Origin of the sequence: Salinibacillus aidingensis (assembly GCF_039522525.1) — a bacterium.
In the GTDB taxonomy this organism is placed as follows: domain Bacteria; phylum Bacillota; class Bacilli; order Bacillales; family Alkalibacillaceae; genus Salinibacillus; species Salinibacillus aidingensis.
Window position 1 is genome coordinate 564428 of sequence record NZ_BAAADO010000002.1, and the last position, 25178, is coordinate 589605.

General features: G+C 40.3%; 23 protein-coding genes. 6 read left to right on the forward strand and 17 right to left on the reverse strand.

The window, feature by feature from the left end; genetic code table 11:
- Nucleotides 1-53 precede the first annotated feature (53 nt).
- A complete protein-coding gene (locus tag ABD006_RS06280; RefSeq protein WP_343838855.1) occupies nucleotides 54-1064 on the forward strand; it encodes an LLM class flavin-dependent oxidoreductase in 1011 nt (336 codons plus the stop codon).
- Nucleotides 1065-1708: 644 nt separating this feature from the next.
- Nucleotides 1709-2002, forward strand: coding sequence for a hypothetical protein (locus ABD006_RS06285; protein WP_343838857.1), 294 nt, complete (start codon nucleotides 1709-1711; stop codon nucleotides 2000-2002).
- A 598-nt stretch (nucleotides 2003-2600) separates the two neighbouring features.
- Here ABD006_RS06285 and rlmN read toward each other — a convergent pair.
- A complete protein-coding gene (rlmN, locus tag ABD006_RS06290) occupies nucleotides 2601-3680 on the reverse strand; it encodes a dual-specificity RNA methyltransferase RlmN (RefSeq protein WP_343838859.1) in 1080 nt (359 codons plus the stop codon).
- 352 nt (nucleotides 3681-4032) lie between these two features.
- On the opposite strand from rlmN, the gene ABD006_RS06295 reads away from it, so the two are divergent.
- On the forward strand, nucleotides 4033-5775 hold the full coding sequence (locus ABD006_RS06295; protein ID WP_343838861.1) for a BCCT family transporter: 1743 nt from the start codon (nucleotides 4033-4035) through the stop codon (nucleotides 5773-5775).
- A 296-nt stretch (nucleotides 5776-6071) separates the two neighbouring features.
- On the forward strand, nucleotides 6072-7562 hold the full coding sequence (locus ABD006_RS06300) for a peptide MFS transporter (RefSeq protein ID WP_343838863.1): 1491 nt from the start codon (nucleotides 6072-6074) through the stop codon (nucleotides 7560-7562).
- A 162-nt stretch (nucleotides 7563-7724) separates the two neighbouring features.
- Here ABD006_RS06300 and ABD006_RS06305 read toward each other — a convergent pair whose 3' ends face one another.
- On the reverse strand, nucleotides 7725-9245 hold the full coding sequence (locus ABD006_RS06305; protein WP_343838865.1) for a methyl-accepting chemotaxis protein: 1521 nt from the start codon (nucleotides 9243-9245) through the stop codon (nucleotides 7725-7727).
- 207 nt (nucleotides 9246-9452) lie between these two features.
- Here ABD006_RS06305 and ABD006_RS06310 point away from each other — a divergent pair, with 207 nt between their 5' ends.
- On the forward strand, nucleotides 9453-10949 hold the full coding sequence (locus ABD006_RS06310; protein ID WP_343838867.1) for a potassium/proton antiporter: 1497 nt from the start codon (nucleotides 9453-9455) through the stop codon (nucleotides 10947-10949).
- A gap of 100 nt (nucleotides 10950-11049) precedes the next feature.
- On the opposite strand, the gene ABD006_RS06315 is transcribed toward ABD006_RS06310, so the two are convergent.
- Together ABD006_RS06315 and ABD006_RS06320 are read right to left on the reverse strand one after the other, a co-directional pair.
- Nucleotides 11050-11826 carry a hypothetical protein gene (locus ABD006_RS06315; RefSeq protein WP_343838869.1) on the reverse strand — a complete coding sequence of 259 codons (777 nt, stop codon included), beginning with the start codon at nucleotides 11824-11826 and terminating at the stop codon, nucleotides 11050-11052.
- A 75-nt stretch (nucleotides 11827-11901) separates the two neighbouring features.
- Entirely contained in the window at nucleotides 11902-12519 is a 618-nt protein-coding gene (locus ABD006_RS06320) for an NUDIX hydrolase (protein WP_343838871.1), read from the reverse strand.
- A 184-nt stretch (nucleotides 12520-12703) separates the two neighbouring features.
- Here ABD006_RS06320 and ABD006_RS06325 point away from each other — a divergent pair, with 184 nt between their 5' ends.
- Entirely contained in the window at nucleotides 12704-13870 is a 1167-nt protein-coding gene (locus tag ABD006_RS06325; protein ID WP_343838873.1) for an MFS transporter, read from the forward strand.
- Between the two features lie 61 nt (nucleotides 13871-13931).
- Here ABD006_RS06325 and ABD006_RS06330 read toward each other — a convergent pair whose 3' ends face one another.
- The 13 genes from ABD006_RS06330 to ABD006_RS06390 all read right to left on the reverse strand — a co-directional run bounded on the left by ABD006_RS06330 (nucleotide 13932) and on the right by ABD006_RS06390 (nucleotide 25136).
- Nucleotides 13932-14429 (reverse strand): immunoglobulin-like domain-containing protein, encoded by a 498-nt coding sequence (locus tag ABD006_RS06330; RefSeq protein ID WP_343838875.1) that lies wholly within the window; start codon nucleotides 14427-14429, stop codon nucleotides 13932-13934.
- 109 nt (nucleotides 14430-14538) lie between these two features.
- On the reverse strand, nucleotides 14539-14832 hold the full coding sequence (locus ABD006_RS06335; protein WP_343838877.1) for a hypothetical protein: 294 nt from the start codon (nucleotides 14830-14832) through the stop codon (nucleotides 14539-14541).
- A gap of 56 nt (nucleotides 14833-14888) precedes the next feature.
- Nucleotides 14889-15056, reverse strand: coding sequence for a hypothetical protein (locus tag ABD006_RS06340; RefSeq protein ID WP_343838879.1), 168 nt, complete (start codon nucleotides 15054-15056; stop codon nucleotides 14889-14891).
- 599 nt (nucleotides 15057-15655) lie between these two features.
- Nucleotides 15656-15781, reverse strand: coding sequence for a hypothetical protein (locus ABD006_RS06345; protein WP_343838881.1), 126 nt, complete (start codon nucleotides 15779-15781; stop codon nucleotides 15656-15658).
- A 128-nt stretch (nucleotides 15782-15909) separates the two neighbouring features.
- The gene (locus ABD006_RS06350; RefSeq protein WP_343838883.1) at nucleotides 15910-16440 is read right to left on the reverse strand and encodes an AAA family ATPase; all 531 of its coding nucleotides are present in this window, start codon (nucleotides 16438-16440) and stop codon (nucleotides 15910-15912) included.
- Between the two features lie 239 nt (nucleotides 16441-16679).
- Nucleotides 16680-17996 (reverse strand): S1C family serine protease, encoded by a 1317-nt coding sequence (locus ABD006_RS06355; RefSeq protein ID WP_343838886.1) that lies wholly within the window; start codon nucleotides 17994-17996, stop codon nucleotides 16680-16682.
- A gap of 149 nt (nucleotides 17997-18145) precedes the next feature.
- Nucleotides 18146-18889, reverse strand: a complete 744-nt coding sequence (locus ABD006_RS06360; RefSeq protein WP_343838888.1) for a YfjL-like protein — start codon at nucleotides 18887-18889, stop codon at nucleotides 18146-18148.
- Nucleotides 18886-19473 (reverse strand): hypothetical protein, encoded by a 588-nt coding sequence (locus tag ABD006_RS06365; RefSeq protein WP_343838890.1) that lies wholly within the window; start codon nucleotides 19471-19473, stop codon nucleotides 18886-18888. Before ABD006_RS06365 ends, ABD006_RS06360 begins: the two co-directional genes overlap by 4 nt.
- On the reverse strand, nucleotides 19466-19957 hold the full coding sequence (locus ABD006_RS06370) for an RNA polymerase sigma factor (RefSeq protein ID WP_343838892.1): 492 nt from the start codon (nucleotides 19955-19957) through the stop codon (nucleotides 19466-19468). Before ABD006_RS06370 ends, ABD006_RS06365 begins: the two co-directional genes overlap by 8 nt.
- Nucleotides 19958-20405: 448 nt before the next feature.
- Nucleotides 20406-21131: an alpha/beta fold hydrolase gene (locus ABD006_RS06375; protein WP_343838894.1), complete on the reverse strand. Its 726-nt coding sequence runs from the start codon at nucleotides 21129-21131 to the stop codon at nucleotides 20406-20408.
- A 740-nt stretch (nucleotides 21132-21871) separates the two neighbouring features.
- Nucleotides 21872-22960 (reverse strand): NAD(P)/FAD-dependent oxidoreductase, encoded by a 1089-nt coding sequence (locus ABD006_RS06380; RefSeq protein ID WP_343838896.1) that lies wholly within the window; start codon nucleotides 22958-22960, stop codon nucleotides 21872-21874.
- Nucleotides 22961-23056: 96 nt separating this feature from the next.
- Nucleotides 23057-24466 carry a HAMP domain-containing sensor histidine kinase gene (locus ABD006_RS06385; RefSeq protein ID WP_343838898.1) on the reverse strand — a complete coding sequence of 470 codons (1410 nt, stop codon included), beginning with the start codon at nucleotides 24464-24466 and terminating at the stop codon, nucleotides 23057-23059.
- Nucleotides 24456-25136, reverse strand: a complete 681-nt coding sequence (locus ABD006_RS06390; RefSeq protein ID WP_343838900.1) for a response regulator transcription factor — start codon at nucleotides 25134-25136, stop codon at nucleotides 24456-24458. Before ABD006_RS06390 ends, ABD006_RS06385 begins: the two co-directional genes overlap by 11 nt.
- Nucleotides 25137-25178 lie beyond the last annotated feature (42 nt).

Here is a 25178-nt window from a genome sequence, read left to right on the forward strand (position 1 = left end):
CAGGAAAAAGAAGCTATACTAGAATACAAAGATCAAAACAGGAGTGTGCACAAATGTCTAAAGTTAAGTGCTTTAAAAATATACCCTTATCCATTCTCGACCTGGCTCCGATTACGGAAGAAGGAACCGCCCGGGAATCCATTAAAAACAGTGTAGAGTTGGCCAAGCGTGCGGAAAAGTGGGGCTTTCACCGCTATTGGCTGGCTGAGCATCATAATATGCCCGGGATTGCCAGTTCCGCCACATCCGTTCTTATGGGACATATCGCCGGAGCAACGGAATCCATACGTGTTGGTTCTGGAGGTGTCATGCTCCCGAACCATGCTCCGCTCGTTATTGCAGAGCAGTTCGGGACCCTCGAATCTATTTATCCCGGAAGAATCGATTTGGGACTGGGCCGGGCACCAGGCACAGATCAGGCCACAAGCTATGCCCTTAGACGTACTTTGAACAGCAGCCCTGAAGAATTCCCTCAGCAGGTGGCAGAGCTGCAGCATTATTTTAAAGGGACACCTACCGCCCGGGTCAAAGCCTATCCCGGACAAGGACTAAATATTCCTATCTGGCTGCTGGGCTCCAGCGGCTTCAGCGCCCGGTTGTCCGCACAAATGGGATTGCCATTTTCCTTTGCGAGTCATTTTTCACCGGATTATACCTTACCGGCTCTTAAAATATATCGGGAAAACTTTAAGCCTTCTGATGAATGGAAGGAGCCATACGCTATGGTTGGGGTAAATGTGATTGCAGCCGATACGGAGGAAAGAGCAAAATGGCTGGCAACCTCACAACAGCAGCAATTCCTTAGCTTAGGCAGAGGTGAAGCGACCCCATTAAAAGCACCTGTGGAGGATATTCATGCTGTGGCTTCAAGCTATGAGCAGGCAGCCCTGCAAAAGTCCCTGGATCCACGCACCACGATTGTAGGAACGAAAGAAACCGTGCAGAAAAAGCTTCAAAACTTCTTAGAGGAAACGAATGCAGATGAAATCATCATTAACTCTCAGATCTATTATCAGGAGGATCGTTTGCGTTCTTATGAAATCGTTGCGGAGTTAATGGAATAATGATTGCTTGATAAAACTAAATAAATCTTTAGAAGAGCCTATCAAATGATTGTGTTTGATAGGCTTTTTTATGGATGGCTCCTTTATGGATAGTTCCTTTTTGAAGAATATCGATGGTAAAATTAGGGGTCTCAGTAGATTCAATGGCTTTATGAGTGCGAATCAGCCGTGATATGATCGCTCTCATTGTTTCATACCTCTTTGACTCTGAGTCTGCCATGACACAGCCTATCTCGGTTGATTCGTTCCTCTCATGACTCTCAATCTACCGTGACATCCCCTCTCTCAGCCGGCTTATTCGATCCCTTATTTCCAATCAACCATGACTTTCAACACACACGTCCTGAGAAAGAACTCCATAACACTGCTCTTAAACAAACGGGGGGGCAATAGCTGAACAAGGCGATCAACATTTGGTCGTCTTTATTTTATCCGATAAATATTTGGAATATCATGTTAACATTAACTTAGGAGATATTGAGCTAACGGGGTAGATTTGTTCAATAAGAAATCACAAAAGGAATGAGCATTTACTGTGAAGTAAGATTAGACATATTAATGTCTAATAAAAGTAATCCAAAAAATGAGATGAAGCACATTAGTATGATTACATGACATAAATAAAAATATATGGAGGTATAGTTATGTGGTTAATATTAGGGATTATTGCAATAGTAATAACTATTATAAATCTTTATATGTATTCAGCAGGAAAGGATTATAAGCTTGCTATGGCGATGGGATTATCATTTACAGCATTAACACTTTGTGCAGAATACAGTCTTGTATCTCGGTGGGTAAAAGTGGAAGATTGGGCAGCTTTATCGGATGTAGTACCTGGTATGGAAAGGGCATTATGGTTTTTGACAATTGTTTCTATCTTACTAAATATAGCACCTATACTTTTAGAACTAAAAGGTAAGAAGTCCGCAAGATAAAAAGAATTAAATCATTGAAAAATATAAAAAGATGTTCTTAAACAAACGGAGGCTACTATTCAATAAACATCGCTCTTTTACTACGATAGGGAGAGAATAAATTGAAAGCCAATTATAAGCTATTATCAGTCTTATGCATAAGTCTATCTCTTATCTTTTTTATTAGCCCTATTTTTTTGTACTGGTTTATTCACGGAGATTATGAAAGATACATTTGGATAATCAATGGTCCATTTCCTTTTAGCCATTTTGGTGGAGGACCATTTCAACTCATGATGGGGATAGGTTTAGTATTATCAGGGTTAATCTTTCTAATATTTTCATTTGTGTTTTTTAGACGAAATAAAAAAAGTGATGGCTATTGAGCTAACGAGGTGCGTTAGTTTAATAAGAAGTTCCCATAATAAAGGGACTTAGAAAAAATTCTAAGTCCCTTTTTTGATGTGATTTATAATGTGAATTTAGTGTAAGTACCTTTGTGCATTGCATTGTGATCTAAAACGCGATTTAACGTTTTGCACCTCACAACGAACCCGTTTTGAATAGCCAGGCACTTTTCTCTCATTCAAGTCTCAAAGAAACGACGCTTAAACCAGCTTTACACCCGTTCCTTCACTTTTTTATTTTTCTTAATTTGTTTACTCCGCAGCTGGCCACAGGCTGCATCAATATCTGTGCCCTGTTCTGCACGCACGCCGCAGTTGATTCCATTTTCCAGCAGAATGGCATAAAAGTTTTTAATGTCTTCAGCAGTACTTCGCTGATACTGGTTATGCTCGCTGACCGGATTATAAGGAATCAGGTTTACATAGGATAAGTGGCGTTTGTCTTTCAGCAGGCTGACGAGCTCCTCTGCTTCCTGTTGATGATCGTTTACATCGTGGAGCATAATGTACTCAAACGTTATACGACGGTTGGTTTTCTCCAGATAATAATCGATCGCATCCATCAATTTTTCAACCGGAAAGGCACGGTTGATTTTCATGATTTGTGTTCTTAATTCATTGTTCGGAGCGTGCAGGGATATCGCTAAGTTAACCTGCATTCCCAGATCGGCAAACTCATAAATTTTATGGGCAAGGCCACTGGTTGAAACGGTGATATGGCGGGCACCAATGGACAAGCCATTCTGATCGTTTACTACACGTAAAAAGTCAACCAGATTATCAAAGTTATCAAATGGTTCACCAATACCCATAACGACAATATGACTGACACGTTCACCTTTCTCCTGCTCATCCAGGTGATGCTGTACGTTCATGATCTGCTCCACAATTTCACCGCTTGATAAGTCCCTGTTTTTCCTCAGAATTCCACTGGCACAGAACGTACAGCCAATATTACAGCCGACCTGCGTGGTTACACAAACGGACAATCCGTAATGATGCTGCATTAAAACCGTTTCAATTAAATTCCCATCCTGCAGTTTGAACAGAAATTTAACCGTACCATCTGTGGACTGCTGTTTAATTTCCACATCCAGAGTCTGTATGACAAAATGCTCTTTTAAAAGTTCTGTGCATTCTTTATTCAAATTTTTCATATCTTCAAATTGCGTGACTCTTTTTTTATATAACCAATCCCAAACCTGCTGAGCACGGAACTTCTTTTGGCCATGATCCACGAGCCATTCCATCAGCTGGTCAAAGGTTAAACCGTAAATGGATTCCTTTGTCATGTTAACCCTCATTTCCAAGCATTAGAGTTCTTTTCCTATCTTACTGGAAAATCGGCTATGTATCAAATATAACCAGGCAATTTCATCAGGTTATTTGCGTGCTGTTATTCCACTTCTTCACGGCTCGACTTACAAAATTTTAAACATGGTGGAATTGCTTTTCGATTATTCATGATAAACAGATAATTTGGAGATAATTCTTGTTATGCCATTTATTTTCCTTCATAATATAAAAGCGTAGTGTATCTATGAATCTTGTACACTACAAAAATCGACAATATTCGGGTGGTGACAGGCACCAGCCCAAATGAAGGGAGGATGTGTGTAGACTTAAAACACACATATGGTAAACATGAATAAACAACATTACACCTACAGAAGGGATAAGCCATCAACGGTATTTTATATTTCGTCTATTCTGGTAGCTATCTTTGTCCTTTGGGGAGCGCTATCACCAGGTTCACTCAGCAATGTGGCAAATGAGGCACTTGGATGGATGATTACAAACTTTGGCTGGTTCTATATGCTGATTACGGCCTTTTTCGTACTTTTTGTAATTTTCCTGGCGATTAGTCCTTATGGAAAATTACGTTTAGGCAAGCCGGACGATCGACCGGAGTATTCCTGGTTCTCGTGGATTGGTATGTTATTTGCTGCGGGAATTGGGGTAGGATTTGTTTTCTGGGGAGTTGCTGAACCTGTTCTTTACTACTTAGAACCACCTGTCGGGTACACTCCGGAAACTAGAGAGTCTGCGATAGCAGGACTTCGATACGGATCCTACCACTGGGCACTGCATCCATGGGCGATTTTTTCCATTGTTGGTTTAACTCTTGCCTATGTACAATATCGAAAAGGAAAGCCCGCATTAATCAGTTCTGCCTTCTATCCTATTCTGGGAGACAGAATTAATGGCTGGGCCGGTAAAACGATCGATATTCTTGCCGTATTAGCTACAAGTACTGGGGTAGCGACAACATTCGGTTTAAGTGCGATGCAAATCACAGGTGGACTTTCTCACCTCACAGACATTCCAAACAATGTCTGGACACAAATTGTGATTATTGCCATTGTTACATTCCTATTTATGTTTTCAGCTGCCAAAGGTGTGAATAAAGGAATTAAAAGATTAAGTAATATAAACTTAGGTGTTGCAGGCCTTTTCTTCCTCTTTGTTTTAATCGTTGGACCTACTCTATTTATTGCGGAGAGCTTCGTAACGACACTTGGGGGATACATTTCCAACGTGATTCCAATGAGCTTAACGCTTACACCATTTTCAGAAAGCGAATGGCTTGGCACAAACACGATCTTTTTCTGGGCATGGCATATTTCATGGGCACCATTTATGGGGCTTTTCATCGCCCGTATTTCACGGGGACGTACGATCCGTGAGTTCATGGCAGGCGTACTGATCGTTCCATCGCTATTAGCCCTAATCTGGTTCTCTACTTTTGGAGGAACTGCCCTAAATCTTGAAATGTATGGCCCAGGTGGCATTGCTGAGCTTGTCACAGGGAAGGTTGAACTAGCTCTATTCGCAACCTTAGCCGAGCTGCCATTAAGCACAATTACAAGTATATTAGCCGTACTATTAATTCTGATTTTCTTCATTACTTCCGCCGATTCCGCATCATATGTACTCGGTGCTATGACATCACGGGGAAGTTTAAATCCAAGCATGGGCGTGAAACTAGTCTGGGGCTTATTAATTGCCGGAACTGCCAGTGTATTACTATTAAGTGGTGGTGGCGGACTCACGGCTCTTCAAACAGCCTCGATTATTACAGCACTTCCTTTTGCTTTCATTATGCTGGTTATGATCATATCTATACTGATTACATTTAATCAGGACCATCAAAACGTACAAGCGAAGAAACGTAAACGACAGTTAAAATCGATGAAAAAGGAATTTAAAGAAGAATTCTATGATGATATGAAAGATGATGTGTATGATGAAGTAAAAGAAGAGGTTTACGACGATGTGAAGGAAGAAGTTTATGACGAAATTAAAGAAGAGGTAAAAGAAGAGCTTATTGAGGAACTTGACCTGAACGAACAATCAAACACCAATGATACAAAGAACAAAGAATAAAGTAAAACGAACCATCAGCGGAGTTTTTTCCATCCCCACTGATGGTTCGTTTTACTTATCTGGAAGGCGGTCATAACTTGACCGCCTTTTTTGATGCTTCCATGGCTTCAGGGCTCAAAAAGATTCATAAGGTCCAAATCTTAAAAATATTTTAAAGGGTGATACTATTCAATATTTTTACTATATTAAAATATCTAATATATTAATTATTAGTACATTTTTCCTCTATTTAAAAATGTTTTGACAACTCCCTAATGATAAAAGTATTATATTAATATATCAGGGAGGTAAAAAATATGTCAGAAATATCTAAACAGGAAATTGTAGATAGTGTTCCTCAAAAGGGATTCTTCGGACATCCTAAAGGGTTATTCACACTATTCTTTACCGAATTCTGGGAACGTTTCTCCTACTACGGAATGAGAGCGATTCTTCTTTATTATATGTATTATGGGGTTACCCAAGGTGGTTTAGGATTGAATCGAACCACAGCATTATCCATTATGTCCATTTACGGATCATTGGTCTATATGTCAGGAATTATTGGAGGATGGCTTGCCGACCGTATTTTCGGAACCAGGAAGGCCATTTTTTATGGGGGAATCCTGATTATGCTCGGACATATTGCCTTGGCTATACCTGGAAGCGTCGCACTGTTCTTCGTTTCTATGGTTCTTATCGTGCTTGGTACAGGACTATTGAAGCCTAACGTATCCAGTGTTGTTGGGGATATTTACAGTGAAAAAGATGAACGTCGCGATGCCGGATTCAGTATTTTCTATATGGGAATTAACTTAGGTGCCGTTCTGGCTCCATGGATTACCGGATCCCTAATGGACTATAGCTTCCACTTAGGATTCAGTATGGCCGCTATTGGAATGTTTATTGGACTTATTCTATTTATGATTACAGGAAAAGGATTTCTTGGTTTAGCGGGTACACAGGTTGCCAATCCGTTATCCGGGGAAGAGAAGAAAAAAGTTTACACGGCTATCGGTACAGGAGTAGTTCTTATTGCTATTCTTTGTGCGATTGCCATTCCAACCGGTTATTTAACTATTGATGCCTTTGTTGCTCTGGTAGGTGTTCTGGGCATTCTGCTTCCGATTATTTACTTTACCAGGATGTATCGAAGCCCAAATACCACAAGTGTTGAGCGTTCACGTTTAATTGCCTATATCCCGCTATTTATTGCGTCCGTTATGTTCTGGGCAATTCAGGAGCAGGGATCTACCATTCTTGCTAACTATGCCGACCAGCGAACACAGCTGAATTTCTTAGGAATTGAACTTGAGCCTGCATGGTTCCAGTCATTGAATCCTATGTTTATTATTGTGTTGGCACCTGTATTTGCCTGGATGTGGGTGAAATTAGGAAATCGTCAGCCAAGCATTCCAAAGAAATTCTCTCTTGGTCTATTATTTGCCGGTTTATCCTTCATCGTCATCCTTATCCCAGGTTACATGGCTGGTACAGATTCACTCGTTAACCCTATGTGGCTTGTACTAAGTTACTTTATTGTTGTACTTGGTGAGCTTTGTTTGTCTCCTGTAGGATTATCAGCGACAACAAAACTGGCACCACGAGCTTTCTCAGCACAAACGATGAGCTTATGGTTCCTTTCCAATGCAGCAGCGCAGGCCATCAATGCTCAAGTCGTAAAATTCTATACTGCGGAAAATGAAATTCTTTACTTCGGTACAATTGGTGGAGTGGCGATTGTTTTAAGTATCATTCTTTTCGCCTTCTCTCCAAAAATTCAAACCTTTATGAAAGGTGTTCATTAATCAAAAAACAGAAGCACCGTTATCAGGTTATAGCGCTTTTGTTTTAATACGATGAAAAAAACCTCCTGCTTTTATTAAGCAGGAGGTTTTTTTATGGATAGGAAATGATTAAATGGCCCATTTGCTGATTGGAAATTAAAGAGACCACGTCCACCCTTGTTTTTAATCATGAAGTTTTTCCGTTTGTGTGATTAATCCTTTCAGTTCATGTGTGACCTGGTCCAGTGTATCAATTAAGTCTGAAAGGAATTCAACGGAGGATAACTGAGTTCCTGATGATTCTGCAACTTCCTGGGCACGATCTGATGCAGTCTGTGCGAAGGAAGCCATTTCCTGTATGGCAGAGGATGCCTGCTCCGTAGCTGTAGATACCTCTTCAGCAGATGCAGAAATTTCCTTTATCTGACTGGCAACGTCCTCTACTGATGTATGGATTTGATTAAATATTGCTCCTGTCTTGTGCACAACTTCCAGTCCCTCTTTAACTTCCGTAGTCACCTGATCCATCGCTTCAGATGACGTTTTTGTATCTTTTTGAATGGCATGAACGAGTTCGGTAATTTTGCCAGCTGATGTGCCTGATTGTTCTGCAAGCTTTCGTACCTCATCCGCTACCACAGCAAAGCCCTTTCCATGTTCTCCGGCTCTTGCTGCTTCAATGGCTGCATTTAAGGCTAATAGATTCGTCTGGTCGGCAATATCCGTAATGATTTCCACAATTTCTTCAATTTCTTTTGATCGGTGGCTTAAGGCTTGTACACTGTCAGAGGATGTATGCACTCTCTGATTAATATCGTTCATCTGCTGGACCGTTCTCTGTATCATTCCGTTTCCTTCACTGACTTTATCTGTTGTATGTTTTGCCCCGGCTGATACCTGAGAGGAGGTCTGAGCAATCTGTTCAATCCCGGATGCAACCTCCTGTATAACCTGTGAACTGTCCATGGTTTGCTCCCGTTGAGTATCTGCTTCACTGGATATTTCCTGAATACTGGCCACCATTTCTTTAAGTGCAGTTTGATTGGATGTCGCATTTTCTTTGAGTTCAGCTGATGACCGGGTTATTTTTTCTGAGTTCGTGGACAACTGATCTATAATCTCACTCAGGATTTGATTTTTTTGTTCCTTTTCGTCCAGATCAGCTATTAACTTCCGCTTTAATCGTGTCTGCCAGATTATAGCACCTGAAGTCCCTATTAAAAATACAGCATGAATGACAATCATCGAAAGCGGGTATGCCTCCGTTCCAAAAACATACTCACTAATAAAGAAAAAGCCTGCTAAATGCTGCACAGCAAACACAGCAGTCATAATGGTGATTAAACGGATGCTTTCATAGTAGCCGATCATGGCCACGACCATAAAAATCGAAAAGTGATATTCAATCATGCCTTCTCCACCAGCGATCATGGAAATACTGCTAAATGTAATTGTAAGTGTGTTAAAGAGTGGCAACTGGGAATGATTTTTTTGTTTACGAAATAAAAGGACAGAAACAACGAATAAAATGACCGGGATAACTAAAATGGCATTTGTAACCATTGGTATTTGGTTCGCTGCTTCATATCCCCAGGCTTCTGATACGTTCAATACCCGATGTAAAAAGTGAACGATGAATGATGCAATTAAGACGACAGCTGATAAAACTAAAATAGCCTGATTCTTTGCCTTATCCAATAACATATACCAACACCCCGTACTATATTTATCCCATTAAAGGATTTTATAAATTATGACTATAGTACCACTATATGACAAATTATGTCTACTTTTGATAAATGAAATAGAATAATCTTATTCCACAAAGGCTATTTTTGGTGTTCTCATTCCATTATCGGTAAAATAATAAATGAGTCATTTATGGAACTTTGACAGGAAGGATTTTTCCTCATGCAAATCACCGTTGAATCAATCATTTTTTTATTTTCCTTAATGCTAATTATTGGCGTCTTAACAACAAAATTCTCATCTCGTTTAGGTTTACCCTCTCTTGTTCTGTTCCTGTTTGCAGGAATGCTGTTAAACCAGTTTTTTTATTTTAAAAATGTAGAATTAACCCAGTTTATTGGAATTCTGGCCCTTATTATTATCCTGTTTGAAGGGGGTACCCAAACCAAATGGGATCATATTCGCCCTGTCCTAGGTGGTGCCGGTACATTGGCAACAGCCGGCGTTTTAGTCACCAGCTTCGTCACAGGACTGGCGGCGATGTATATTTTAAACCTCTCTTTACTGGAAGGGCTTCTCTTTGGTTCCATTGTCGGGTCAACAGACGCTGCTGCGGTATTTTCCGTGCTTGGTAATAAAAATATTAAACGGAAGCTTACCGCAACATTAGAAGCTGAGTCAGGCTCCAACGACCCGATGGCGGTATTTTTAACCATTGCTTTCATTGAATTAATTCAAATTCCTGACCGGTCCATCTGGCTGGCAGTAGGTGACTTCTTCTTACAAATGGGGCTTGGGCTCTTATTCGGGTTAATTCTGGGTAAAATCAGCTTAACCGTGATTAATAATATTAAGCTCGACGTCTCGGGGATGTATCCTATCCTCGCTGTGGGAAGTGCGATTTTCACCTATGGACTGACTGATGTCTTTGGCGGAAGCGGGTTTCTTGCTGTCTATGTAATGGCTGTTTTTATCGGGAACAGTGATTTAATGTATCGCTTTTCGATTGTGCGTTTTAATGAAGGGTTTGCCTGGATGATGCAGATCATTATGTTTATCTTCCTGGGTCTCCTTGTATTCCCGGGTCAGTTAGTTGATGTCATCTGGGAAGGAATTTTATTAGCTCTGATTCTCATGTTTATAGCTCGACCATTGGCAATTTTTCTCTGTATGCTATTCTTTAAATACAATGTGAAAGAACAGCTGTTTATTTCCTGGGCCGGGCTAAAAGGTGCCGTTCCGATTGTCCTGGCAACCTATCCGATCATTACCGGGGTAGAAAATGCTCAGTTAATCTTTAATGCCGTCTTTTTCGTTGTCCTGTTTTCCGCTTTAATTCAGGGAAGTACCCTTTCCCCGCTGGCAAACAAACTAAGGCTTACACGTGATGATGATGACTTTGATACGTCAAGTCTGGATATGATCAATTTAGGCAATACAGATTCGGAAATCATTAAGCTGATTGTCACTCACAAGTCACCATCTGTTGACAAATCCTTAATCGAAATCACTCTGCCCCACGATACACTCATTATCGGAATCGTAAGGGATGAAACGTTGATTACTCCAACCGGAAATTCCATTATTAAATCCGGGGACACGCTGTATGTACTTAGTCATAAGAAGAGCAGGGAAGAAGCCAAGCAGGTTTTACTAGGAAAAAAGGAAAAGAAGGCTCAGCAAAAGCCGCGTAAAGAGAAGAAAAAGCGAGGAAAGTAATCGTACTGATCATTAGTATAGAAAAGGAGGCACAGCCTGCACTCCTGAACATTAGATGATTTGTTTTTATGGCACCAAAACTGTGTATTCCAGCGGACGACTATTTCTCCCTGGTTGCCTCATCGGAAGAATTACGCTTCTCCTCTTTGCTATCTGTTATCGTCCAGAGGGTAAGAGGCTTATCGTCCCCTGTCAGCAACTTATAAAAATAGGAAGCTGTATGGTTATACCCATTTTCCACTTTCTCTGCCAAATAACTGGCCCTTTCATATAGAATCGATCGAAAATGATCTAATTGCATTAAGGCCTTTTCCGTAAGGGCTTCCTGATTTTCTAAACGATCCACAACATCCTTTTGCTTCTGATCCTGCTCTGACATCTGCTGAGCCATCTTCTGCTGTTCACTGGCCACTTCCTTAAGCTGTTCAACCATTTGATGCTTAGCTGATGCATAGGTATCCAATTGCTCCGACAAACCCTGATGATTCTGAGCCAATTCCGCCAGCTGCTGCAAAACCTTTTGACTGTTCCCGTGACCCGTATCTGCACGTTTCAGTAACTCTTCAAACTGCTGTTCCATATGCTGGAGCTCTTCCACGGTCTGCTGCTGAAATGCTTCGTTGGATTTCCGGTCTTCCTTTAACTCCTGTATATCACTGTCCAGACCTTTCCATTGCTGTAAATGGGCCTGGTTTTGTTGTTCGTGCTGTACTTTTATCTGTTTTAAAGAGTGCAATATGGATTCATTCGCCATCTTTTGCTCTTCCATAAGCTCCGAGAGATAATCACGGCGTAAATAGGTCTGGTTAGGCTCATGAAGTTCACCTTGATTTTTATAGACACCCGGATTTCCGGACTGATTCATATACAACCCCATTGATATCACATCCCTTGTTGAAATGCTGTTTTATTATATGCATTTTGTCTCATTTCGGGACGTTCAATTGGAAAATCAGCGACGAATCAGTTCAATAAAATGGGATAGTATTTTTGCCGTCAGTCCCCATATCACTTTTTGATCATAAACGTAAAAATACTCATCTATTTTACTCGTCCGCCACTTATAATTTTTACCCCCTGTGATTAACTCAAAGGGAAAACCTTCTTCCGGCTTAACCTTCACATCTACGTGATAAACATCAGGTTCATTTTCCATAAAAAAGGTCAGCGGTACCATAAATACCTCCTCCACCTCTTCAGGATTCGGGTTCAGGTTGTCTAAGGACTCAATCCATCCGGCATGGGCATATACAATCATTCCAAATGGAGAGACCATGTAATCAAGCGGATACACATCCTTAATTTCTGATTGACCAATCCCCAGCTCCTCCGTCGTTTCCCGAATCGCCGCAGCCTGTTCAGAATCATCGGTTTTATCAATTCTGCCCCCGGGAAAACAAATTTCACCAGGCTGCCGGTTTAGCTGATGAGAGCGGACTTCAAAGAGGATATAAATATCGTCATCTTTACGAATAAGAGGCAGTAAAACAGAGGATTTCGAAAAACGTTCATTACCTAAAACAGAAGGCTCATGCTGCTGCACCTTTTTTAAAATATCTCCAGAATTCATACATTCACCCCAACATGTTATCCTTTCATATAACTATAGCAGAAAATATTAGGGGATGACAGAAAAGCGGAAGGACCCCGGGAGCTGCACTGATGAACACAGAATAGGAAAGGCATTCACATTCGCATTTTAAAACGATTTGAATTATCATAAAAGGACAATCATCGTCATAGGAGTGACCGACTTGGAAACCAAAAAAGCACTGCCAATCCTGTTTGCTGTCATGTTTTTTGTGATGGTGGGCTTTGGCATTATCATACCTGTTTTACCCTTTTACGCAGAAGAATTAGGAGCATCCCCTACAGAACTGGGACTGCTTATGGCGGTGTATTCGTTGATGCAGCTGCTCTTTGCACCAATGTGGGGACGTATTTCGGATCGGATTGGCCGAAAACCCGTGATCATGGTGGGCATTTTGGGACTGTCCCTATCCTTCTTCTTTATGGCTTTATCGAGTCAGTTATGGATGCTGTTTGCTGCCAGGATCATAGGAGGGTTTTTGTCTTCAGCTAACATGCCTACCGTTATGGCTTATGTAGCTGATATTACCTCAGAGGATGATCGGGGCAAAGGCATGGGGATCATTGGAGCCTCTGTTGGACTTGGCTTCATTTTCGGTCCGGCAATTGGAGGAATTTTTTCCGAATCAAGCCTGACGATTCCGTTTTATTTGGCGGGAGCCTCCTCATTGCTCACCTTCTTTTTTGTTCTGTTTGTACTTAAAGAATCCATTCACCATAGCGAGGAAAGTGCAGGAGCTCGAAAACGCCTATCTTTACTCAAAGTACTGACAGGTCCACTGTCCATTCTGTTTATTCTTCAATTGATTATGACTTTATCGCTGGCCGGATTAGAAGCAACGTTTGCCTATTTTGCGGCAGAAACAGCCGGACTCGGTACTGTGGATTTAGGCTATATTTTTATGATTATGGGCCTTGCCGGAGCCATCGTTCAGGGTGGGTTAGTCGGAAAGATGACGAAGCGCTTCGGGGAGGGGGTTGTGATTCAAATCGGAGCGGCTGTCTCTGCAATTGGATTTTTCCTTATATTATTCGTAAAGGATTTTTTCACAGCTACCTTGTTTCTGACGATTTTTGCATTGGGAAATGGAGTGATTCGTCCAAGTGTCTCATCTCTGTTAACAAAACAATCGGAAATGGGACACGGCAATACAACAGGAGTACTGTCATCGATGGATTCCCTGGGGCGAATGATCGGCCCTCCTCTGGGCGGACTGCTCTATTCCGTTTCCATAGGTCTGCCGTATATATCCGGCATCCTTTTATCCATTATTGCTTTTGTCTTGTATCGCCGCTATTCGCACGTTCAGGCAAATACGGCTCGAGTATAAAGTGAAACTTCCAGCAGTGGTGGGGGTACGGACAGTTCATGCGTGATAAACAGTCCATTGTTCAATTCTCCTCCACTTGAAAAGAGCGTGCCAAAGCAATCTCTTTTCCATCCACTGCAGGACACAGCAGCGTTTTTACGAGCCGATAAGTTCCAGGCGGGAGGTTGATATCCAGACGTTTAAGTGAAAAGGTCTGGTCTTCCTGACTGTCTGGTTCTAATAATAATCCCAGATTATGAAAGTCAGGGTGATTTATAAATATCTCATCCGGATAAACAACACGATACCATTTATCCTGATGCAGCCGCTCTATACTGTAATAGGTCCCATATTTGCACTTCTTATTCGTATCATTTTCAATGGAGATCTTTATTTCATCTGGTGATTTCGTAAAAGTACTTTTGCTAAATGAGAGGGTTAATCCATCAGACGATGACTCTATATCCTGCATAGGAACCGGGCCATCCGAAGTGTGGATGGAGTCACCTGCTCCGCATGAACTGAGAAAAATAAACGCAAAAGAAAACAAACCCATGAATAACAGTAATCTGATATTCATCTTTTGACCTCCTTATCCAGTTTCCCCTCATCTTTAGCATATAAAGATAAAAGAGATGACACATTGATAGAGGTCAATTTTGTTTCATTTCTCCCAGCTATTTAAACCCTTATTTTATGATTACCTCGTCCGTAATTTCACCATCACCAAATGTCCAGACTCTGTATTTCGTACCCGTTCCCTTTTTTACAATTAGAACATATTCCCTGAAGAACTCTCCCCACCCACCTAAATGATCAATACTTTCTACGGATGTTATTTCAGGGTTATGATCCAATACTTCCTGTTTGACGTTGTACAGCTTGATTTGGATCAACAGCAAAATACACAGATAGCCGGCGATGATTATTGAAGCCGGTATCAAAATGAGTTTGAACCAAAACTTTTTATTGAATCGTTTCATATTTATCCCCCCATTCAGCCTTTGATATCCTTTGTTTCTGGATATTCACGCCTTATTTAACTTTTTCTTCTTTCCACTCTACCTATAATTAAGTGAGCAGTGAAGAAAAATAAAAAATAGATGATAAATTTTGCTATCAGATTCTCGACCTGAATGATATCTATTAATACTGTAGCAATCACAGCAACTATCCCAAATACAAAGGCGATTAACAACATAAACATAAAAAATCCCTTTCTCCATCAGACTTTCTTCTGGGGCAAACCATCCACTCTTAAAGTGAGTAACTTATCTATAATTTTTTATTTCTATCATTCTTGAATAAGCCAATGATTACAATAATAAATCCGAAGTTTATTACGAAACTGAATTCGGCTAAAATATAGATCTGCAAAATAAGAGTAGAGACTCCCGACTATTAAATATACAGGCAACGAGTAATTCAAATATATGAAAAATAGTCCTGTATAAGAGAAATAACCTACCCCAGCTTGTTGCTGCTACAGGCGTATATTCGAAAAAAAGCTAATGATAAAGAAAGAATTAGTGCAGATAGAACAGAAACCTCTCTTATTTTAGCAAGACCAGTCCATAAGTGGAAAATCTATTATTTGTCACCATTATCTTTCTTCCATTTATACGGTACTTTAGACCAATTATAGATTAGAATAAATAAGAACATTATAAAACTTATACCTAGATTATCGATCCACATAATCTCTTTATCAAAAATAAGCTGCCAAATCATTGATACTGCAAAAAATAATAAAGGAAATTTTATGATTTCCCTGAACATATTGGTGCCCCCTTGCACTTAAAAAAATTACATAGCCCTTGTTGTATTCATCTGCTTCTTATCCATATTGTTCTGGATAAAATTGGTGTAATAGCACCGAATACAGCAAATACTTATTAAAGACAAGCCACCCGTTAACTTTAACTTATTCATACAGCATCCTCCCTATTATTACTTCTAATATGTAACTCTACTTCAACGTTAGTCCAAACAGAAATAGGGCAACAGTCAATTCAATCGTTCTTAAACTCTTGCCCCCGTTTGTTGAATAACATATATATTTAAAGAAAATTTAACTTTTTCCTTACAGTATCAACAATCGCATTAACACTAACATTCTCTGTCTCTATGTACTCTCCAAAATTGTAATCATTATATGCTTTTAAACACTTATCAGTTTGTTTAAAACACCAATTTCCTTCTTCTTCTCCACGTCCCCTCAACCTATCATAAATAGTCTCCTTACTTGCTGTTAAACAGAAGTGGTATGTATTGCTATCAATGCTGTTAAAGCCATTAAATATATAGTTAAAGTATTCGGGCTTTCTAATAGTCATAGGTACAATTAAGTTAACGTTATATTTTGATATTATAAATCTTGCTACCTTAACTGTTATCTCTTTCCATAGTTGTAAGTCTTGAAAATCTCCTGTTTCTGCTTCAAGTCGTTTTATTTCTTCAGGTAAAACATTTCTTAACATATAGCCTACTTCTTCAGGGTCATATAACATACTATTTTCAATAACTTTAAGAAGTTCATTAGATATTGTAGTTTTTCCCACTCCAAAAGCACCGTTTATCATTACTATCATTATTTATTATCAACTCCAGTCGAAATAGTTTATCTTTTTTCTAAGGTATTTTTCTTCAACTCTACTGCCCTTTAGTTCAACATCAATCTTTCCCGTAATTTTAACATATATATCCAATTATTGTTGTAAAATTTTGAAATACCTTCTTGTCATATACCTATAATTTTATCCCGGAGATCACATAAAAAAATAACGTCTGGATATCCAGACGTTTAAAATAGGGGGGTCAATGTTATTTTTTATTGCTGTTCATTACTTGTTAGTGTCAGATCAACTTTCTGCATCTCTCCTCCTCTGTTCACTTCTATTGTGACCTCATCGCCAATGGAATGCTCGGAATAGAGGTACTTGCGCAGATCACCGACATCGGTAATTTTCTCTCCATCGACAGCTACAATGATATCTTCTTTTTGCAATCCGGCTTTGGCTGCAGGTGTGTTCGGTTGTACGCCGGCAATAATGACACCCTGATTAACCTCGATGGATTCTTTCTGCCGATAAACAGATGGGATTTCATTTACATTTAACAGCTTCACGCCTAAGTATGGACGCTCTACCTTGCCATTCTTCATGAGTTCATCCACAATCGATTGAACTTTGTTACTTGGAATGGCAAAGCCTAAGCCTTCAACGTTTTGATTGGAGATTTTCAAGCTGTTGATTCCGACCAGTTTTCCATTGCTGTCGATTAGGGCTCCACCGCTGTTTCCAGGGTTAATGGCCGCGTCGGTCTGGATCACTTCTAAATCCCATTCACCCGCTGAAGTGTTTACCGTAATACTGCGGTCAACGGCACTGACAATTCCTTGAGTCACCGTTCTGGAAAGCTCTAAGCCAAGCGGGTTTCCAATCGCAATTACCTGTTCACCTGTTTGGAGGGAGTCTGAGTCGCCAAATGACAGAGGTTTAATATCAAATTCTCCAGATATTTTTAATACTGCGGTATCTGTTAAAGCGTCTCTTCCTACCAGTTCTGCTGTTTTCGTTTTGTCATTGTGTAAGGTGACCTCAATCTCATTGGCTCCTTCCACTACGTGATTGTTGGTGACAATGTAAGCCGCATTGTCCGTCACCTTGTAAATCACCCCAGAGCCTGTTCCTGTTTTTTGCTGCTGGGCATTTTGCAGAAATGGATGGTTTTGTTTGGAAATATTGACCACTCCAACAATTGCTTCAGAGGCCTGATCAACAATGTCGGTTACGGATGATCCAGTTGCATTTATCTGCTGCACATTCGGTGAGGCAGAAGCCGAAGTACTTTCACTGGATCCAGCCGCTTCCTCTTGTACGGCCTCCTGATTATTGCCAGTGATCCACTGTTCAAGACCATCTACCTGTGTAACTGCAGTTAATGTTAAAACAGAGCCGATCATTCCGGCTGATACCGTCATAAGCATACTTTTCAGCCTTGAGCCTCTTTTCGGCTTTTCTTTATTTGGTTGATTTACTGATTGCTGTTCTGGTGGTTGTTCAGCTTTTTCCTGTTCACCTTCTGTTGATTCTTGTTCACTATTCTGTTCGAGCTTCTGTTCCTGATCTTTTTCGTGTTCATCCATCATGCCTGATCACCTCTTTATATCGTAATGATGAATTGGTTTATCTTTCTATACTTTTACTATAAAGCGCGAATGTGTCAGACAGATGTCAGAGACAAAATTTTTCACATTAAAAAAGGAGCAGGCTGAGGTTAACTGCTCCTTAAAATCTATTCTAAATTCTGATTATGCTCCTCAACATCACTTCCATCAATGGGTTCACCTTTGATTATTTTTACGGAATATTTAAGATATCCACGTGTTTCAGCTTTTGCCCCTTCCCTGTCAAAGCCACTTCCGTTAAACAACACAGACGTATATTCATAGCCATTTTCATTCAGAATACGCTCAATCTTTCGGGCTGCATTGTAAAAATCCTTTTTGGCCTGCTCGGTTGAATCCAGCTGCACAAAAACATCCATCGGTTTTTCCAGGTTTAAACTTTTACTCCAAGTTACATCTTCTTTAAAGGTCCCTTTTAACACCTCTATTTGAACTCCGACGTTTTTAATAGAGTCAATCCGGCTGGACAGCAATGTTGTCAGTTCGTTTTCCGCCTGCCGAGTTAACTGCTTCCCTAATGACTGGTCCAAATGCTCGTAATAATAACCATCCCACTGGACTCTCGGGTTCAAAAAGCCCCTGACTTTAAATGAGTAATCCCTGGCTTTCCCCTCTTTATCGGCCGTCCCAATTTCTGTAACAGGATATACATATTCGCTAAATTTAAAACTATAAGATCCTTCTTTGATTCGAAACTCTTTCTCCGGATAGGTTTCGGTCAAATAGTCTTCAAGAACTTGGCGGGACACGTATTGACTGAGGGGATTTCCGTTAAAGAGATTGTAGGCATAGAGGACAATTCCGACTAACAGCACCAGCAAAATGCTCCATAATAGTTTTTTCTTATTCATGAGCCATTCTCCTTTGCCCGCAGCTTTCTGGTTAAAAGTCCGATAACACTTCCAATCAAAGCAAATACATAGTGAATGATCGATACCAAAATGGCCATTTGAAAAATATCAAATCCATACGTAAACAGAGATACCTGGGGATCAATATGCCCCTCCATATAATCGGATATCCCTTCAACTATGGACCAGATAAAGATGGGGATAAACGAAAAGTAGAAAGACATTTTCATATCGGAATAAAACAGATACACCAAAAAACCTAAAAGTGTGTACCAGAGAATGAATTCATAGCTGTCATTCAGCAAGGATGTCTGAATCGCCAGCAGAAACGACAGTGCGACAAAGATAATCTGGTACAGAGAAAGCTTACGATGAATCTTTTTAAACACCTTATCCCGCTCTATTTCTGTGGTTGTTGGAATTTCTTCTTTTTCCAATGGGTTCTGGATGGTTTGAGCGAGTTTCCGGTATTCTTCATTTTCCTCCATCTGCTTCTCCAGCCATTCGGTTGTCTCTTTACTCAGCAGCCCTTCCTGATAAAAGGGGAGCAGGTCAATCACGATATGCCGAACATCGTTATCCATAATTATCATCCAATTCCTTTTTAATTTTGAGCTTAGCCCGATGGAAAATAATGCGCGTATAGTTTTCACTTTTATCCACTAAGGCCGCAATTTCTTTAAAAGATAATTCACCATATACGCGTAAGGTGACAATTTCCTTTGGCAGCTCCTCCAACTGATGAATCGCTTCAATCAGACTGTTTTGTGCTTCCTTTTCTATCAGCCTGGCCTCTGGGGTATCCGTGTCCCACTCTTCTCTGGGGAGCTTTTTTAGTAGATGATCCTGATACGTTTTACTGCGATAAAAATTCTTCAACCGATTCTTGGCAATCGCAAATAGCCAGGTCTGAACTGTTGACTCCTTGGAAAAGGTATGAGCGTTTTTCATCGCCTGAAAGAAAACCTCCTGCGTCAAGTCCTCAGCCACCTGCCGATTACTAGTCTTCACGTAAAAAAACGCATATATATTCGGATAGATATCTTTGTAAAGCTCCTCCAGCTCCATAATGCTACTCCTTATCAAAAAGACCTGACAGAAAAATTATAGAATATATTCCCTTTCACTACATTCGTAACATGAACAACCGATTTGTTACAGAAATATTTCCGGTGACTGTCCCTCATTGCTTTAAAGCACTAAAATATAGAGGCTGAACAGCTATAGGGTGGGTGTTACTAAGAGGAGTTATTAAAAGCAGAATTTAAGTAAGGGTTAAAATCTCATGATCTCACTTAACATATACATATACTCATTCAAGTATGTTAGCAATATTCATCGGTTTTCGATGGTAATCTTTTTCAGATATTCCTCTTGTTAGGTTTGCTTGATCAATGATCACACCTGTTAACGCAAAAAATTAAATTGCTCTTAAATAAAGCATTATGCTCTTAATCAAAACAAAAAACCATTCTCCAACTTCTGAAGAACAGCTTCATTACATAAGGAAGAATATTTACTTTTTAACCTCACTAATAAATCTTTCTAATATTTTCGTATAGATATCTGGTTGTTCTGTATGAACCAAGTGTGATGCAAAAGGAACGATAGATACGTGAACGTCATCTTTTATTGAGGGATATAATAATGCACCTTTTGTTTCAGCCTCTTTCTCTTCACCAACTATATACAGAATAGGAGAATCAATTCCATCCAAATCTTTTGTTTCTTCAAATGGGTACCAATTTTCATCTTTAACAAACTTGAGGGACTCTTTCCAGTTAGACTTATGTAAATGATCAAAGTAACTTACCACTTCATCATTTTGTAATAATTGAGCCTGGTGTTCAATATCTTCTTTAAGGAGTTCCAACCAATTATCTGGTCTTTCAGGTATAACACCTGAAATCGCTAAACTTTTTACTTTATAAGGAAACCTTTTTGCAAAAAACAATCCTACTAAAGCTCCTAATGAACACCCTGCAATATGTGCAGATTCCACTCCTAAATGGATAAGGGTTTCGGCTATATCTTCTGCCGAGTCCTCAAAAAAATTGGAAAAGTCACCTTCTACTGATTTTCCATGGCCACGCAAATCAGGAAGAACAACTTTATATTTATCTTTAAAATGTTCTCTCTGATATTCGAAATCCGTCAAACCAGTTTGCAATCCAGTATGAAGAAATACAATAGGTTCTCCATCCCCAAAAACTTCAGTATGTAAAATCAAAATAATCCCCACTCTTCCTATTTATTGCTATTAAATTCAATTTTAACATAATATTATGAAAATTACCCCCAAAAATAAAAGACCATTAATGATACTCTTATGTCTTAAAAGAGAAAATAAATGTTATTCCTATTTTGCACAAATTTGGAGATCCTTACGGGAAATCAGCTATAACTTCTGTACAGGCAATACTTAAAACTTCCTTTTGATCTTAAAATATCGTTTTAAAATCAATATTAGAAACAAACTCTAATAATCTGTTCATCTATGACTAAAATACCGATAAACTCCCAATTCAATACAAATACATGTTATACTCAGTATAATAATAGACTGGCTTCGCATGAGGGGTGGCGCACCGATTCACCTTTTTGGATATTTCCAAGAAGGGAGGTGATGCCTATGGACACGACAAATGTCTTAACGCTTATGATATCCTTTGGGATGTTAGTTGCGTTCATGATGTCTGACCATAAAAAATAACCCCTCATGTGCTTGATGGGCAATTGAGGGATTATTTTCACTCCTGCGCCGCCCCTCTTGTTGGGGTTCGGTCTATTGTGCCGTAGACGTTACTGCGTCTACGGTTTTATATTATATGAACTTCTATTTTTAGTATACCTGATTTTGGTCAAAAAGAAAATGAAATTAGTTCCTTTTTAAAGAGTCAATGTCTCACTGAATTCTCACTGAATAGTCGAGAGATCTTTTCCCTCAACCTCTTCTAACCATTTGATGTCCCCTATCAATCCTTAATCTTTATATTCCCTGATATAACGCGTATCCACCCAATTTTTCAAATGCCAGGCCAATCGCCCGGTAATCAAATGTTCCTTATAATTTAAAAATCCTTCTTTATCACCCAGTGACATCATGGACAAACCATTTTTCTGCGGCGTGTACAGTTCTCCTTCTCCTGTCTCAAAAAATCCTTTTAAGTTCTTGAAAAGGATGGGTCCCTGTTTAACGGCAGACACTGCACCCTCGTCAATATTTGAATCGTTCTCGAGTGATACACAATCTCCTGCTCCAAACATAAAGGGGTATTTTTTAACCTGAAGTGTATCCTCAACCTTTAAATAACCTTGATCGTCTACAGGTAATTTTGATGTGCTAAATAACCCAGGAGCTTTTGGGCCCGTTAACCAAAGCAACTTATCAAAATAGATCTCGTTATGTAACGATGTCATGATTTTATGATGTTTTACACTGGTGACTTCTTCATTTTTTATAAGGTTTATATCTTTTTGAACAACGATTTTCTCTATTTTATCTGATATCTTATGACTCTTATCCTGAAGTAACCGGTCCGGACTTATGAGCGTTACGGGAGTGTTCACATAATTCTTTTTTCGCCAGGTCTGTAATGACAAGCTGATTTCAATCGCCGCAGCACCACCGCCGACGATGACGACTTTATCTGTTTGGCGACATTCATTTATCGCATCGACAAAATGATAATTAGGTTTTATCCGATAGGCATATTCGACGACTCCCGGAAGATCTGTACCAGCTGTTAATGAACCTATATTAAAAGAAATAGCATCAAAAGAAAGAACATCTCCGGTTGATGTTAAGACCATCTTCTGCTTGGGATCAATGGAAGTAACCGCTCCCTGCACCCAATTAATCTTACTGTTTTTGGCTAAAGTTTCTACATTAATGCTAATTTCACTTTTATCAAGCAGCCCTTCCGCATATGCGCCAAACTTACCTGAAAAGTACTGAAACTGCGAAGGTGAAATGACTGTGACGTCTGCATCGGCTATAGGATGATCTTTTAGTTTTTTAATGACGTGCAAATGTGCGTGTCCGCCACCCACGAGCAATAATTTTTTCATACCTGCATCCTCTTTTAATCGTTATTTATCATTCCTATGTAAACCATGGTAAATCATTAAAAAAAAGCAGTCCAATTTTTACATTGATTGGACTGCTTATTTCTCTTTAGGTAATGTAAAGCGAAAAGTCGTCCCTGATTCTGAGCTGCTTAATAGCTCTAAGTCACCGTCCATCGCTTGGGCGATCATTTTACTAAACGGAAGCCCCAGCCCCAGTCCGCCTACTTTATACTTTTTCCCTTCTCCCCGATAAAAGCGTTCAAAAATAAAAGCCTGTTCCTCCTCGGGGATGCCTGTTCCTGTATCCTGTACATCAATGTGAACACATTCAGGCTCTTCTTTAACCGAAACGCTAATCTGACCGGTTGCCTCCATCGCCTGGTTCGCATTGTTGAGCAGGTTGGTAATAATCTGCTGAAAACGGACAGAATCCACTCGCACCTGCAGTTCCTGTTCGGGCAGTGAGATGGAAATGTCCGGACGCTGATCATCCTGAGTCATTTCCCACTGATGAATCGTTTCCTGAACCAGCTTATGAACAGAATGGGTTTCAAACGTCATCGGCACTGCATTAGCCACGAAGGAGTTAAAAGCCAATAAGTCCTCCACCATCTTTTTCATTTTTGTGGTCTCTTTTAATGATATATCCAGAAATTCCTTCGCTTCCTCCCCGCTTACCACATCATCCTTCACCGCCTGCAGCAAGCCGCTGACAGAGGTGATCGGAGTTTTTAATTCATGGGTAACTCCGGCCAGTAATTCCGAGCGGAGCCCTTCCAGTTTTTGCAGCTGCTGTGACATCTCTTTAAAGGAATGCACAAGCTCGTATACTTCCTCTTCCCGCGCCTCAGAGGGCAGCTGAATATTATAGTTACCCTCCTGCACCTGCCTTGCTGCCTTTGCAACATCCTTAATCGGCCTGGATAACCTTTTTGACAGGAAGTAAATCGCGGCCCAGCCCATGAGAGCCAATACAGCAATGATAATGAACAGCTGCTGATACTCCTGATTGACGTGGTACAGGTTATCCTCTGTTTCCATGACGACCACCCAGCCAAATAACACAGAGCCTACTTGGATGGGCTGTTTAACGAGGTACAGACTGCCCCCTTCATCTGTGGTTAACTTCTGCACCTGTTTTTCATTATTTAATACAGTTGGATTGATCCGTTGTTCATACGGACTCTGCGGGCGGTTGCTTGAAAGAATCACACCCTCAGTGTTCACAATATAGATGTAAGGATTGCTCTCCATATTGGAAAACTGGCCCCGTTCCTCTAAAAATTTGCGCACATCTTCCTCGGGACGAACAGGCTCATCATTCACAAAACGATTCGAAATTTCCTGAGCCATAAAATTCATGATATTAATCCGGCTTTCAAAAGTCTGGTGCCTGATCCAAATCGCGGAAATCACCGCAACCACAAGCAGTCCGACAGCAAGTGTATAAAGATAGCGGGTTGTCCAGTACCGCTGTAGAGGGATTCGCTTTTTGTTATTTTTCATAAACACTTAACTGATACCCCAATCCCCGCAGTGTACGGATTTCTCCTTCATCATCAGGCCAGTCTTTTAAAGCCTTCCTCAGGCGTTTAATGGCTAAATCAACCGCGCGATCACTGCCATCATAATCAAATCCCCACACCTGTTCAATCAACTGCTCCCTTGTAAACGTCTTGTTCGGATGCTCGGCCAGAAAAAGCAGCAGGGATAAATCCCGAGGCCGCAGCGCAATTTCCTCGTCCTGCAGCCAGACCCGATGTGCATCAAGGTCAATTTTCAGCTGTCCAAACTGCTGGACGGTGGAATCCTGAGCCTCTGTCCGGCGGAGAACGGCTTTGACACGGGCAACCACCTCATCACCGACAAAAGGCTTCGAAATATAATCATCCGCCCCCTCGTTTAACCCTGTCAGCCGATCATTGACCTCACCTAATGCCGTTAACATAATAACCGGACAGCTGCTTTTTTCCCGGATTTCCTTTAAAATCTCCCATCCGTCTTTTTCAGGCAGCATAATATCCAGGAGCGCCAATGAGGGATTGAACCGGGCAAACGTGTCCAGAACCTCGTCCCCGCTATAGACCTGTTCCGTATCAAACCCGGCCTTTTGTAAATACGCCCGCAAAACCTGACTTATAGGATATTCATCTTCAACAATTAAAATCCGAGTCATTCCGTATCATCTCCAAAGTAACGCACGATTTCTCTAATCCTA

Coding starts and splice junctions, on each gene's coding strand:
- ABD006_RS06320 (WP_343838871.1), bottom strand. CDS start 12,519: ATGAATTCTGGAGATATTTTAAAAAAGGTGCAGCAGCATGAGCCTTCT.
- ABD006_RS06330 (WP_343838875.1), bottom strand. CDS start 14,429: ATGAATATCAGATTACTGTTATTCATGGGTTTGTTTTCTTTTGCGTTT.
- ABD006_RS06300 (WP_343838863.1), top strand. CDS start 6,072: ATGTCAGAAATATCTAAACAGGAAATTGTAGATAGTGTTCCTCAAAAG.
- ABD006_RS06360 (WP_343838888.1), bottom strand. CDS start 18,889: ATGAATAAGAAAAAACTATTATGGAGCATTTTGCTGGTGCTGTTAGTC.
- ABD006_RS06310 (WP_343838867.1), top strand. CDS start 9,453: ATGCAAATCACCGTTGAATCAATCATTTTTTTATTTTCCTTAATGCTA.
- ABD006_RS06355 (WP_343838886.1), bottom strand. CDS start 17,996: ATGGATGAACACGAAAAAGATCAGGAACAGAAGCTCGAACAGAATAGT.
- ABD006_RS06390 (WP_343838900.1), bottom strand. CDS start 25,136: ATGACTCGGATTTTAATTGTTGAAGATGAATATCCTATAAGTCAGGTT.
- ABD006_RS06385 (WP_343838898.1), bottom strand. CDS start 24,466: ATGAAAAATAACAAAAAGCGAATCCCTCTACAGCGGTACTGGACAACC.
- ABD006_RS06380 (WP_343838896.1), bottom strand. CDS start 22,960: ATGAAAAAATTATTGCTCGTGGGTGGCGGACACGCACATTTGCACGTC.
- rlmN (WP_343838859.1), bottom strand. CDS start 3,680: ATGACAAAGGAATCCATTTACGGTTTAACCTTTGACCAGCTGATGGAA.
- ABD006_RS06350 (WP_343838883.1), bottom strand. CDS start 16,440: ATGATAGTAATGATAAACGGTGCTTTTGGAGTGGGAAAAACTACAATA.
- ABD006_RS06295 (WP_343838861.1), top strand. CDS start 4,033: ATGAATAAACAACATTACACCTACAGAAGGGATAAGCCATCAACGGTA.
- ABD006_RS06305 (WP_343838865.1), bottom strand. CDS start 9,245: ATGTTATTGGATAAGGCAAAGAATCAGGCTATTTTAGTTTTATCAGCT.
- ABD006_RS06315 (WP_343838869.1), bottom strand. CDS start 11,826: ATGGGGTTGTATATGAATCAGTCCGGAAATCCGGGTGTCTATAAAAAT.
- ABD006_RS06340 (WP_343838879.1), bottom strand. CDS start 15,056: ATGTTTATGTTGTTAATCGCCTTTGTATTTGGGATAGTTGCTGTGATT.
- ABD006_RS06335 (WP_343838877.1), bottom strand. CDS start 14,832: ATGAAACGATTCAATAAAAAGTTTTGGTTCAAACTCATTTTGATACCG.
- ABD006_RS06365 (WP_343838890.1), bottom strand. CDS start 19,473: ATGGATAACGATGTTCGGCATATCGTGATTGACCTGCTCCCCTTTTAT.
- ABD006_RS06345 (WP_343838881.1), bottom strand. CDS start 15,781: ATGAATAAGTTAAAGTTAACGGGTGGCTTGTCTTTAATAAGTATTTGC.
- ABD006_RS06285 (WP_343838857.1), top strand. CDS start 1,709: ATGTGGTTAATATTAGGGATTATTGCAATAGTAATAACTATTATAAAT.
- ABD006_RS06370 (WP_343838892.1), bottom strand. CDS start 19,957: ATGGAGCTGGAGGAGCTTTACAAAGATATCTATCCGAATATATATGCG.
- ABD006_RS06280 (WP_343838855.1), top strand. CDS start 54: ATGTCTAAAGTTAAGTGCTTTAAAAATATACCCTTATCCATTCTCGAC.